This window comes from Streptomyces parvulus (assembly GCF_014648855.1).
In the GTDB taxonomy this organism is placed as follows: domain Bacteria; phylum Actinomycetota; class Actinomycetes; order Streptomycetales; family Streptomycetaceae; genus Streptomyces; species Streptomyces parvulus.
The window spans coordinates 1-13,454 of record NZ_BMRX01000030.1 but is presented as its reverse complement, the minus strand read 5'-3'; the positions used below and the strand labels follow the sequence as shown (position 1 = coordinate 13,454).

Sequence of the window (13,454 nt, the reverse complement as noted above, 5' to 3'; positions counted from 1 at the left end):
GTTCAGGCGGCGTCGCGCAGCGCCAGTTCGATCAATGCCTCGTCGTCCAGCGCGTCGATGTCGGCACCGCCGTCCGGCTCAGTGAATCGGGCGGCGCCTGAGAATCGCTCGGGCGACGCCAGTGCGAGCAGCGCGTCCAGCAGCCCCGCCTCGCGGAGTACGGGCAGCGGGACCGTGGCGAGGGCGGCCCGGACGCCGGCCTCCTCGGGGTCCGTGGCGAAGACCGGCACCTCGTCCGGCACGAGCAGGCCGACGAGGTGTTCGGCCAGCGCGGAGGCCGTCGGGTGGTCGAAGACGAGGGTCGGGGGCAGTTTGCGCCCGGTGGCCCGGCCGAGGCGCGCGGCGAACTCGCTCGCGGTCAGCGAGCTGAACCCGAGGACGCTGAACGCCTGGTCGGGGTCCACCTCCTCGGGCCCGGTGTGGCCGAGCACCGCGGCGACGCCGCCGCACACCTGCGCCAGTACCCTCTCGTACCGCTCGGCGGGGTCCACGTCGGCCAGTCGCGCCGCCCAGTCGAGGCCGTCCTGCTCGCGTCCGGTGTCGTCCTGTCCTCCCAGCGCCTCGCGCACGCCCGGCAGGGCGCCGATGAGCGGGCTCGGGCGCAGTGCGCAGTACGCCCGCGCGAACAGCGTCCAGTCCAGGTCGGCGAGGGCCACGCAGACGTCGTCGCGGTCCAGGGCGTCGCCGAGGGCCCGTACGGCCGACGCCGGGTCCATGGTGCGCAGGCCCCTGCTGCCGAGGAACTCCTCGCCGGCCCCGTCGCCCATGCCGCCGCCGCCCCACAGTCCCCAGGCGACGGACGTGGCGGCGAGCCCCCGGGCGCGGCGCCGCTCGGCGAGCGCGTCCAGCGCCGCGTTCGCCGCACCGTAGGCACTCTGTCCCCCGCTGCCCCACACGCCGGCTCCCGACGCGTACAGCACGAACGCGTCCAGCTCCAGCGAGCGCGTCAGCTCGTCCAGGTGCAGTGCACCCGTCACCTTCCCCGCGTACACGTCGCGCAGCGAGTCGAGGCCGGTGTCGAGGAACGCCTCCGAGTGCGGCACGCCGGCGGTGTGGAAGACGGCGGTGGGCGGGTGCCGGTCCAGCAGTGCGGCGAGCGCGTCCCGGTCGGCCACGTCGCAGGCGGCGACCGTCACCTCGGCACCCAGCGCGCGGAGTTCGGCGGCGAGTTCGGAGGCGCCGGGGGCGTCGGGGCCGCGCCGGCCGGTGAGGACCAGGTGCTCGGCGCCGGCGCCGGCCAGCCAGCGGGCCACGTGCCCGCCGAGGGCGCCGGTGCCGCCGGTGACCAGCACGGTGCCGCGCGGGGTGTAGTGGCGTCGGACGGGCGCGGTCGCGTCCGCCACGAGCCGGCGGCCGTACGTCCCGGAGGCCCGTACGGCGATCTGGTCCTCGTCGTCGCGGCCGGTCAGCGCGGCGACGACGCGCTGCCAGGCGCGCGCGTCGGGCTCGTCGGGCAGGTCCACGAGTCCGCCCCACAGCCGGGGGTGCTCCAGCGCGATGCCCCGTCCCAGCCCCCAGACCTGGGCGCCCGCGGGGGCCGGCTGTTCGGCGGGCGAGACGGCGACGGCACCCTGGGTGAGGGCCCACAGCCGCGCTCCGGTACCGCAGTCGGCGGCGGCCTGTGCGAGGGCGGTGGTCCCGGCCACGGCGAGCGGCAGTCCGGGGTCGCGCGGGTGGGTGTGCTCGTCGATGCCGAGGAGGGACAGGATGCCGGTGAGGTCGCCGTGGGCCGCCAGCCGCGCGGCCAGCTCCCCCCGCTCGACGTTCCCCGCGTCCACCACCAGCCGCTCGACCCGCGCACCGGCACCGGCCAGCGCTGCCTCGGCCCCGGCACTCTCCACGCCCTCCGGCACCACGACCAGCCAACGCCCGCCGAGCGCGCCGCTCGTGTCTCCGGCCAGCCCCTGCCACGACACCCGGTAGCGCCAGGCGTCGGTACCGGCGGCGGGCCGGGCACTCTGGGACCGTGTGCCGGGTTCGAGCCAGTAGTGCCGGCGCTGGAAGGGGTAGGTAGGCAGGTCGACCCGCTGAGCACCCGTGCCCTCGAAGAGGGACGCCCAGTCCACGGACGTGCCGTGCACGAACAGTTCGGCCGCCGAGGTCAGGAAACGGGCCAGCCCGCCTTCGTCGCGGCGCAGGGAGCCGACGGCCGTCACGTCTGCCGTCTCCTGCACACCCATCGTCAGGACCGGGTGCGCGCTGGACTCGACGAACGTCCCGAAGCCCTTCGAGGTCAGCAGACGCACGGTCTCCTCGAAGCGGACGGTGTGCCGGAGGTTGCGGTACCAGTAGCCCGCGTCGAGGGTCGTGGTGTCGGTCAGCGCCGCGTCGACCGTCGAGTAGAACGGGATGTGTGAGGCAAGCGGCGTGATCGGGGCCAGTACGTCGAGGAGTTCGGCTTCGATGCGCTCCACATGGGCCGAGTGCGAGGCGTAGTCCACGGGGACCTGACGGGCCCGGATCTTCTCCCCGCGGCAGGCGGCGACGAACTCCACGATGGCGTCGGCATCCCCGGCGACCACGGTGCTCGACGGCCCGTTGACCGCGGCGACATCCAGACGCCCCTCCCAACCCACGAGCCGAGCTTCGACGTCCGCGCGCGGAAGGGACACCGAGGCCATACCGCCCAGGCCGGCCAGCTCCCGGCCGATGACCTGAGCCCGAAGCGCCACCACCCGTGCGGCGTCCTCCAGCGACAACGCACCACTGACGGCCGCCGCGGCGATCTCACCCTGCGAGTGACCGACCACCGCATCCGGCACGACACCCACCGAGCGCCACAGCTCGGCCAGCGAGACCATGACCGCCCAGGTGACCGGCTGGATCACCTCCACCCGCTCCAGAGCAGCCCCCGACCGCAGTACCTCGACCGGATCGAAGTCCACGAACGGCGCCAACGCCGACGCGCACTCCCCCAACCGCGCCGCGAACACCGGCGACGAATCGAGGAGTTCACGGCCCATCCCCGCCCACTGCGTCCCCTGACCCGGGAACATCAGCACCGTCCGGCCGGACGAGTCCGAGGCGACGCCCTCCACCGTGATGTGGTCCAGCGTCACCGAGCGGTGTTCGAGGGCCGAGCGTCCGGTGGCGAGGCTGAAGGCCACGTCGAGGGGCCGCAGTTCACCGGCCGGCGCCAGCAGTCGCCGTACGCGCTCCGACTGGTCGGCCAGCGCGGTCCGGGACTTGGCGCTCACCACCAGCGGGATCACGGGCAGTCCCCGTGTCGGCGCCGGGTCCTCGTCGGGCTCCACGGCGGGTGCCTGCTCCAGAATCACGTGCGCGTTCGTGCCGCTCACGCCGAACGAGGACACCCCGGCCCGGCGCGGTCGGTCCGCCGCGGGCCAGTCGCGGGTCTCCGTCAGCAGCTCCACACCCCCCTCGGACCAGTTGATCTCCGCCGACGGGGCGTCGACGTGCAGTGTCTTCGGCAGGACGCCGGTGCGCAGCGCCATCACGGTCTTGATGACGCCCGCGACGCCCGCGGCGGCCTGCGTGTGGCCGATGTTGGACTTCAGCGAGCCCAGCCACAGCGGTCGTCCGGCGGTGCGGGCGCGGCCGTAGGTGTCCATGAGGGCGTGCGCCTCGATCGGGTCGCCGAGGCGGGTGCCGGTGCCGTGCGCCTCCACGGCGTCGACGTCGGCGGCGGTGAGCCCGGCGTCGGTGAGGGCCTGGCGGATCACGCGCTGCTGGGCGGCGCCGCTGGGGGCGGTGAGGCCGTTGCTGGCGCCGTCCTGGTTGACGGCGGAGCCCCGCAGGACCGCCAGGACGCGGTGGCCCCGGCGTACGGCGTCGGACAGCCGTTCCACGAGCAGCATGCCGGCGCCCTCGCCGGGTCCGAAGCCGTCGGCCGCGTCGGCGAACGCCTTGCACCGGCCGTCGGCCGCCAGGCCGCGCTGCCGCGAGAACTGGACGAACACGGCGGGGGTGGACATGACGGTGACACCGCCGGTGAGCGCGAGGTCGCACTCCCCGGCACGCAGTGCGCGGACCGCCTGGTGCAGGGCGACCAGGGAGGAGGAGCAGGCCGTGTCCACGGTCACGGACGGGCCTTCGAGGCCCAGGGTGTAGGAGATGCGGCCGGAGGTGAAGCTGACGACGCCTCCGGTGAGCAGGTCGCCCTCCAGCTCGGCGGAGGGCTCGTGGACGGCGGAGGTGTAGCCGCCGTCCCAGGCCCCGACGAACACGCCGGTGCGGGAGCCGCGCAGGGTGCGCGGGTCGATGCCGGCGCGCTCCAGGGCCTCCCAGGAGGTCTCCAGCATCAGGCGCTGCTGGGGGTCCATGGCGAGGGCCTCGCGGGGCGAGATGCCGAAGAACGCGGGGTCGAAGGCGCCCGCGTCGGGCAGGAAGCCGCCCTCGCGGCAGTAGGTGCGGCCGGCCGCGTCCGGGTCCGGGTCGTACAGGCCCGCGGTGTCCCAGCCGCGGTCGCCCGGCAGCGGGGAGACGGCGTCGGTGCCGGTGGACACCAGCTCCCACAGGGCCTCGGGTGAGGCGGCGCCGCCGGGCAGGCGGCAGGCCATGCCGACGATGGCGACGGGCTCGTGGGCCCGCGCCTCCAGTTCCCTGAGGCGTTCGCTGGTGCGGTGCAGTTCGGTGGTGGCCCGCTTCAGGTAGTCGCGGAGCTTGTCTTCGTTCGCCATGTCTGTCTGTTCACCCCGTCACGTGGTCGCGGCTCAGTACCGCTCGTCGATGAATGCGAAGATCTCGTCGTCGTCGGCGTCCCGGAGGGAGTCGGCCGTCGTGTCCTCCGTCGCGGGCGTGCCGCGGGTGCCGCCGATGCCCTGCCACAGTCCGGCGAGGGCGGTGAGGCGGCCGGCGATCTCCTGGTGTGTGGAGGAGTCCGGGGCGGTGCCGTCGGCGGCCTGTCCGGCGAGGGCCCCGAAGAGGGCTTCCAGCCGGTCGAGTTCCGTCATGACGGAACTGCCGTCGGCGTCGGCGGGCAGGGGGGTCCCGGCCTCGTCGGGGGCCAGTTCGGCCCGCAGGTGCGCGGCGAGCGCGAGGGGCGTCGGGTGGTCGAAGACGAGGGTGGCGGGCAGGCGCAGCGCGGTGGCGGCGGCCAGCCGGTTGCGCATCTCGACCGCGGTGAGGGAGTCGAAGCCGGTCTCCTTGAAGGCGCGGTCGGCGGCGATGCCCTCGGGGCCGCCGTGTCCGAGGACGGCCGCGGCGTGCGCGCGGACGGTGTCGAGGAGCAGTTCCTCCTGCTCCTGGGCGGAGAGTCCGGACAGGCGGGCGGTCAGCGTGTCGGTGGCGGCCGGGCCGTCCTGCGACGTGGACCGGGCGGTGTCGGCGGTGCCGCCCCGGACGAGCGTGCTGAGGAAGGCGGGCACGGGGCCGGCGGCGCGTACGGCCGCGTGGTTGAGGCGGATGGGCACCTGGAGGGGGCTGTCGGCGGCCTGGGCGGCGTCGAACAGGGACAGTCCCTCGGCGTCGGTGAGGGGCAGCACGCCGCCCCGGGCGAGCCTGCGGTGCATGCCGCTCTGGTCGAGGTGGCCGGCCATCCGGCTGTCGCCGGCCCACAGTCCCCAGGCGAGGGACACGGCGGGCAGCCCCAGGGAGCGCCGGTATCCGGCGAAGGCGTCGAGGAAGGCGTTGGCGGCCGCGTAGCCGCCCTGGCCCGGACTGCCGAACAGGGCCGACGAGGACGAGTACATGACGAATCCGGTGAGGTCGAGGTCACGGGTGAGTTCGTGCAGGTTGAGCACGGCGTCGACCTTGGGGCGCAGGACGGTTTCGAGGTCGTCGTGGGTGAGCGCGGGCACGGTGCCGTCGGCGAGGACGCCGGCGGTGTGCACGACGCCGGTCAGCGGCCGGTCGCCGGGGATGTCCGCGAGGAGCGCCGCGAGCTGCTCCCGGTCGCCCGCGTCGCAGGCCCTGAGGGTGACCTCGGCGCCCAGCCTGGTCAGTTCGGCGGCGAGTTCGGGGGCGCCCTCGGCGTCGGGGCCCTTGCGGCCGGCGAGGACGAGGTGGCGCACGCCGTGCTCGGTGACGAGGTGGCGGGCCACGGCGCTGCCGAGGGTGCCGGTGCCGCCGGTGACCAGGACGGTGCCGTACGGCCCGAAGGACGGCGGCATCGTCAGGACCAGTTTGCCGGTGTGCCGGGCCTGGCTGAGGGTGCGGAAGGCCTCGCGGGCGCCGCTCACCTCGTAGGTGGTCAGCGGCAGCGGGTTCAGGACGCCCCGTGCGAACAGGTCGAGGAGTTCGCCGAGCATCTCGCCGACGGTGTCGGGGCCGGCCTGGACGAGGTCGAAGGCCTGGTAGACGGTGCCCGGGTGGGTCTCGGCGAGGTGTTCCGGGTCGCGGACGTCGGCCTTGCCCAGTTCGAGGAAGTGCCCGCCTTGCGGCAGCAGCCTGAGGGAGGCGTCGACGAACTCTCCGGCGAGGGAGTTGAGGACGATGTCGACGCCCCGGCCGCCGGTCGCGGCGAGGAACGTGTCGCCGAACTCGGTGGTGCGCGAGTTGGCGATGGCGTCGTCGGTCAGGCCGAGGCGGCGCAGGGTGTCCCACTTGCCGGTGCTCGCGGTGGCGTACACGGTCAGGCCCAGGTGGCGGGCGAGTTGCAGGGCCGCCATGCCGACACCGCCGGCGGCGGCGTGGACCAGCAGGGACTGGCCCGGCCGGGCCCCGGCCAGGCGGGTGAGGGCGTAGTGGGCGGTGAGGAACACGGCCGGCACCGAGGCTGCCTCGGCGTAGCTCCAGCCCTCGGGGACGGGGGCGACCATGCGGGCGTCGGCGACGGCGTAGGGGCCGAAGCCGCCGGTCCACATGCCGAGGACGCGGTCGCCGGGGGCGAGGTGGGTGACGCCGGGGCCGGTCTCGGTGACGATGCCGGCGCCCTCGGCGCCCATGACGGCCTTCCCGGGGTACATGCCGAGCGCGATGAGGGTGTCGCGGAAGTTGACGCCGGCGGCGCGGACGGCGATGCGCACCTGTCCGGGCTCCAGGGCCGCGAGGGTGTCGGGCGCGTCGGTCAGGCGCAGTCCCTCCAGGGTGCCGGTGCCGGTGGTGGCCAGCCGCCAGGCGGTGCTGTCGGCCGGGGGGAGGAGCAGGTCGCCGCGGGCGGTGGCGTCGCCGGCCCGGACGAGCCGCGGGACGCGGACGGCGCCGCCGCGGACGGCGGCCTGGGTCTCGCCGCAGGCGAGGGCGGCGGCCAGGGTGGTGCCCTTGAGGGTGTCGGGGCGGTCGACGTCCAGGAGGACGAAGCGACCGGGCTCCTCGGACTGCGCGGAGCGGATCAGGCCCCACACGGTGGCCGCGACCGGGTCGCCGACCTGCTCGTCGGCGCCGGTGGCGACGGCCGAGCGGGTGATCAGGGCGAGGGTGGTGCGGGCCAGCCGGTCGCCCGCCGCCAGCCAGCTCTGGGCGAGGTCGAGGGCCCGGTGGGCGGTGGCGTGCGCGGCCCGCGCGTCGGGGAAGGGGTGCTGCGGGAAGGAGATGACGACGGTGTCGGGGGCGGGGCCGGCCTCCGTGGCGGCGATCAGCGCGGCCAGGTCGGGGTACCAGTCGCCGTCGGTGCCGGCGGCCTCCATCGCGGCGAGCACCTTGGCGTGGTCCTCGCCGACGACCGCCAGGCGGCGCACCGGCAGCGCGGCGGGGACGGGCAGCGCCGGCCAGTCGACCTCGTACAGCGAGCCGTGCCGGCCGGCCGGGCCGGCCGATGCGGCGGCGAGCTGTTCGTCGGAGACGGTGCGCACCAGCAGTTCGTCGATGTCGAGGACGGGGCGGCCCGCGTCGTCGGTGGCGTGCAGGGTGACGGCCTCGTCCCCGGCGGGGCGGATGCTGACGCGCAGCCGCGCGGCGCCCTCGGTGTGCAGGGTGACGCCGCGCACCGCGAACGGCATGCGGGTCTGGCCGTCCTCGGGGAAGAACCGGCCGAGGCTCATCGCCTGGAGCGCCGCGTCGAGCAGCGCGGGGTGGAGGCCGTAGCCGGTGCCGGTGGCCTGTTCGGGCAGGTGCACGTCGGCGTGCACCGTGTCGCCCTGCGTCCAGCCCGCCCTGAAGCCGCGGAAGGCCGGCCCGTAGTCGTAGCCGCGGGCGGCGAAGTCCGCGTAGAAGGCGTCCGGTTCGTCCTGCCGTACGGGTGTGGCGGCGGCCGGCGGCCACGGGGCGGGGCCGGCGGAGAGGGGGGCGGTGGCGGGTGCGGGGGAGACGACGGCCTCGGCGTGCCTGGTCCAGGGGGTGCCGGGTTCGGCTCCGGCCTCGCGGGAGTGGACGGTCAGGGTGCGCCGCCCGTCCTCGCCGGCGGCGGCGACGAGCAGCCGCAGTTCGAGGGCTCCGGTGTCGGGCAGCGCGACGGGGGCCTGGAGGATCAGTTCGTCGGTCCGGTCGCAGCCGGACTGCCGGCCGGCCCAGCCGGCGAGGTCCACCAGGGCGGCGCCGGGCAGCAGGGCGGTGCCCAGCAGGGCGTGGTCCGCCAGCCAGGGCTGGGTGTCGGCGCCCAGCCGGGCCGTGTAGACCACGGACCCCGACTCGGGGAGTTCGACGCCGGTGCCGAGCAGCGGGTGTGCCGCCTCGCGCAGGCCCACGGCGGACAGGTCGCCGCGCCGGGCCGGCGCGCTGTACCAGTACCGTTCGCGCTGGAAGGGGTAGGTGGGCAGTTCGACGCGGCGGGATCCGGTGCCGAAGAGGGCGTCGGCGTCGATCTCGACGCCGCTGACGTGGGCCGTGCCGAGGGCCGCCGCGAACCAGCGGGCGCCGCCCTTCTCCCGGCGCAGGGTGCCGAGGACGGAGGCGCGGGCACCGCGGTCGGCGACCGTCTCCTGGAGGGAGGCGGCCAGCATGGGGTGCGGGCTGGGCTCCAGGAAGACCTCGTGGCCGTCGGCGACGAGGGCGCGGGTGGCGGCCTCGAACTCGACCGGGTCGCGCATGTTGCGGTACCAGTACCCGCAGTCCAGCTCCGCCGTGTCCAGCAGGCCGCCGGTGACGGTGGAGTAGAACGGGATGTCGCCGGTGCGGGGTGCGACGGGGGCGAGGACCTCCATCAGGTGGTCCTTGAGCGCGTCGACCTGTGCGGAGTGCCCGGCGGTGTCGACGCCGGGGATGGGCCGGGCGTGGACGCCGTCGGCGGCGAGTTCGTCGAGGAGTTCCTTCAGCGCGCCGGGTTCACCGGCGACGGCGGCGGTGTTGGGGCTGTTGACGGCGGCCACCGAGAGCCGGTCGCCGAACCGGGCGAGGCGGGCCCGCAGGTCGCCGGCGGACAGGGAGACGGCGATCATGCCGCCCTGGCCGGCCAGCGTCAGCCAGGCCCGGCTGCGCAGGGCCACGATGCGGGCGGCGTCGTCGAGGGAGATGCCGCCGGCGACGTAGGCCGCGGCGATCTCGCCCTGGGAGTGGCCGACGACGGCCGCGGGGTGCACGCCCAGGGAGCGCCAGGTGGCGGCCAGCGACACCATCATGGTGAAGAGCACCGGCTGGACCACGTCGACGCGGGACGTGGAGGGCGCGCCGGGCACCTGGCGCAGGACGTCCAGTACGGACCAGTCGAGGTGGGCGCGCAGCGCCTCGTCGCACTCGCGCACACTCGCGCGGAACGCGGCGGAGCGTTCCAGCAGTCCTTCGGCCATCGCGGCCCACTGGGAGCCCTGGCCGGGGAAGACGAAGGCGATCCGGTCGCCGGGTCCCGCGGTGCCGCGCAGCACGACGGGGTGCGGGCGGTCCTGGGCGAGGCAGTTGAGGGCGTCGAGGAGTTCCTCGCGGCTCTCGCCGATGACGGCGGCCCGGTGCTCGAAGCGGGACCGGCCGGTCATCAGGGTGTAGCCGGCGTCGGCGGGGTGGGTGTCGGGGTGCTCGATCAGTCCGGCGCGCAGCCGGGCCGCCTGGGCGCGCAGGGCGGACTCGTTGCGGGCGGAGAACAGCAGCGGGACGGTGACCTCCGACCACCAGTCGGTGTCGTCCTGGCCGGGTCCCTCGGCTTCGGGCCGGGCCTCGGACCTGGGGGCTTCCTCGAGGATGACGTGGGCGTTGGTGCCGCTGATGCCGAAGGCGGAGACGGCGGCCCGGCGCGGGGTGTCCCGCTCGGGCCAGGGGACGTCGTCGGTGAGGAGGGAGACGGCGCCCGCGGACCAGTCGACGCGGGGGCTGGGCTCGTCGACGTGCAGGGTGCGCGGCAGCACGCCGCCGCGCAGGGCCAGCACCATCTTGATGACGCCGGCGACTCCGGCGGCGGCCTGGGTGTGGCCGAGGTTGGACTTCACGGAGCCCAGCCACAGCGGTTCGTCGCCGGGGCGCTCGGCGCCGTAGGTGGCGAGCAGGGCCTGGGCCTCGATGGGGTCGCCGAGTTCGGTGCCGGTGCCGTGCGCCTCGACGGCGTCGACGTCCCGCGGCCGCAGGCCCGCGTCGGCGAGCGACTGGCGGATGACGCGTTCCTGGGAGGGGCCGTTGGGCGCGGTGAGGCCGTTGCTGGCGCCGTCCTGGTTGACGGCGGAGCCGCGGATGACGGCGAGGACGGGGTGCCCGGCGCGGACGGCGTCGGAGAGCCGCTCCACGAGCAGGGTGCCGGCTCCCTCGCCGAGGGCGACGCCGTCGGCGCCGGCGGCGAAGGCCCGGGACCGGCCCGTGGGGGACATGACGCGCTGGCGGGAGAACTCGACCAGCATCTCCGGTGTGGACATGACGGTGGCGCCGCCGACGAGGGCCATGCCGCACTCGCCGCGGCGCAGCGACTGCACGGCCAGGTGCAGGGCGACCAGGGACGCCGAGCAGGCGGTGTCGACGGTGACGGCCGGGCCCTCCAGCCCGAAGACGTAGGAGAGGCGGCCGGACATGACGCTGGCGGAGTTGCCGGTGCCGAGGTAGCCGTCGAAGTCCTCGTCGCCGTTCTGGAGCAGCGGCATGTAGTGCTGGCCGTTGGTGCCGATGAACACGCCGGTACGGCTGCCGCGCAGGTGGGCGGGGTCGAGTCCGGCGCGTTCGAAGGCCTCCCAGGAGGTTTCCAGCATCAGGCGCTGCTGGGGGTCCATGGCGAGGGCCTCGCGGGGCGAGATGCCGAAGAACTCCGGGTCGAAGTCGGGTGCTTCGGGCAGGAAGCCACCCTCGCGGACGTAGGTGCGGCCCTTGGCCTCCGGGTCGGGGTCGTAGAGGCCGTCGAGGTCCCAGCCGCGGTTGGTGGGGAAGGGTGTGACGGCGTCGCCGCCGTTGAGGACGAGCTGCCACAGCTCGCCGGGGGTGCCGACGCCGCCGGGGAAGCGGCAGGCCATGCCGACGATGGCGATGGGTTCGGCGTCGCCGGCGGTGGGCGCGAGGGCGAAGGGCGCGGCGGCGGACTGGTCGGTGCCCGCGCCGGTGGCCAGTTCCCGCAGGTGGCGGGCGACCGCGGCGGGGTTCGGGTGGTCGAAGATCAGGGAGGCGGCCAGGGTCAGGCCGGTCGCCTCGCGCAGCCGGTTGCGCAGCTCGACGGCGGTGACGGAGTTGAAGCCCAGCGCCCTGAAGGCCCGGTCGGGGGCGATGCCGTCGGCGTCGGAGTGGCCGAGGGCCGCGGCGACGTGGGTACGCACCAGGCGCAGCAGTTCCCGCTCCTGCTCCCGGTCGGACTTGCCGTGCAGCAGGGCCGCGAGTCCGCTCGTGTCGTCCTCGCGCTCGGACGCGGTGGCCCGCTCCTCCTGGCGCGCCCGCCGCACCGCGGGCAGCTCGTCGAGGAGCGCGCAGGGCCGGGCGGCGGTGTAGGCGGGTTCGAAGCGGCTCCAGTCGACGTCGGCGACGGCGATGCCGGTGGCGTCGCGGCCGAGGACGGCGTCGAGGGCGTCGAGGGCGCGCTCGGGGGCGAGGAGGCTCAGTCCGGTGCGCGCGAGGTGTCCGGCGGAGACGCCGGAGGTGTTGCGCCAAGGGGTCCAGGCCACCGAGGTGGCGGCCAGGCCCGCACCGCGCCGGGTCTGCGCGAACGCGTCCAGGTACGCGGTGCCGGCCGCGTAGCCGCCCTGGCCGGCGCCGCCCCAGACACCGGCGACGGAGGAGAACACCACGAAGGCGTCGAGTTCGGTGCCGGCGAGGAGCGCGTCCACCCGGGTGGGCAGGTCCGTCTTGGCGAGGACGGCGGTGGCGAAGCCCTCCATGGTGGTCTCGGTGAGGGTGGTCGGCGGAGCGGCGGGAGGCGCCACGTAGACGGCCGAGGGGGCGTGCCGGGTGAGGAGTTCGGCGAGCGCCGCGTCGTCGGCGATGTCGCAGGGCGCGACGGTCGTGCGGTCGGCCTCGTCGGCGAGTTCGTCCGCCACGTCGCCGGTGACGCCGGCGAGCACGACGTGCTCGGTGCCGGACGCGAGCAGGCGGCGGGCCAGCGGTGCCGCGACGCCGGCGATGTCGCCGACGACGAGGGCGGTGCCGTGAGTCTGCCGCGTGCCGTCGGCCGGGGCGAGCGGGGCCTGGACCAGGCGGCGGCCGAAGACGCCGGAGCCGCGGACGGCCACTTGGTCGTCGTTGCCGGGCGCGGCCAGGAGGCCGGCCAGCTGCTGCCAGGAGCGGGCGTCGGCCGCGCCGCCGGCGGGCAGGTCGGCCAAGCCGCCCCACAGGGTGGGCAGTTCGAGGGCGGCCACCCTTCCCAGGCCCCAGATCTGCGCCTGTGCGGGGGACGGCACCTCCGTGGCGGTCACGGTCACCGCGCCCTCGGTGACGGCCCAGAGCCGGGCTCCGGTGCCGGCGTCGGCCGCGGCCTGGGCGAGGATGAGGGTGGCGGCGAGGCCGAGCGGGACGGCCGGGTGGTCGGGGTGCTCCCCCTGCGCCAGCGCCAGCAGGGACACGATGCCGGTCAGCGGCTCGGCGCCGGGACGGCCGGCGGCCTCGGCGAGCCGGGCGCGCAGCAGCGACCGGTCGGCGTCGGCCGCGCTGAGGGCGAACGGTTCCACGACCGCTCCCCGGTCGGCCAGGTGCTGCCGGGCGAGGTCGGCGGCGTCGGATGCGGCCGGCCCCTCGGGCAGGACCAGCAGCCATCGGCCGGACAGTCGGGCGCGGGTCTCGTCGGCGCCGAGAGCCTTCCACTGGACGCGGTAGGTGAGCGAGTCGGTCTCCGGCGCGCCGGTGTCGAGCCAGTAGTGCTGGTGCTGGAAGGGGTAGGTGGGCAGGTCGACCTGATGGGCGCCGGTGCCCTCGAAGAGGGGCGCCCAGTCGACGGACGTGCCGTGCACGAACAGTTCGGCCGCCGAGGTCAGGAAACGGGCCAGCCCGCCCTCGTCACGGCGCAGGGAGCCCACGGCCGTCACGTCTGCCGTCTCCTGCACACCCATCGTCAGCACCGGGTGCGCGCTGGACTCGACGAACGTCGCGAAGCCCTTCGAGGTCAGCAGCCGGACGGTCTCCTCGAAGCGGACCGTGTGGCGGAGGTTGCGGTACCAGTAGCCCGTGTCGAGGGTCGTGGTGTCCGCGGGGGCGGCGTCGACCGTGGAGTAGAACGGGATGCGTGCGCGACGCGGGGTGATCGGGGCGAGTACGGCGTGGAGTTCGGCTTCGATGCGCTCCACGTGTGCGGAGTG

At 75.5% G+C, this 13,454-nt stretch carries 2 protein-coding genes; both read right to left on the bottom strand.

Annotated features, from left to right (window positions below; translation table 11 throughout):
- Positions 1-2 precede the first annotated feature (2 nt).
- Positions 3-4,640: a type I polyketide synthase gene (locus IE108_RS35285; protein ID WP_064732234.1), complete on the bottom strand. Its 4,638-nt coding sequence runs from the start codon at positions 4,638-4,640 to the stop codon at positions 3-5.
- Positions 4,641-4,673: 33 nt separating this feature from the next.
- Positions 4,674-13,454, bottom strand: an 8,781-nt coding sequence (locus IE108_RS34115; RefSeq protein ID WP_189397834.1) for a type I polyketide synthase, incomplete at its 5' end; no start/stop codon positions are given.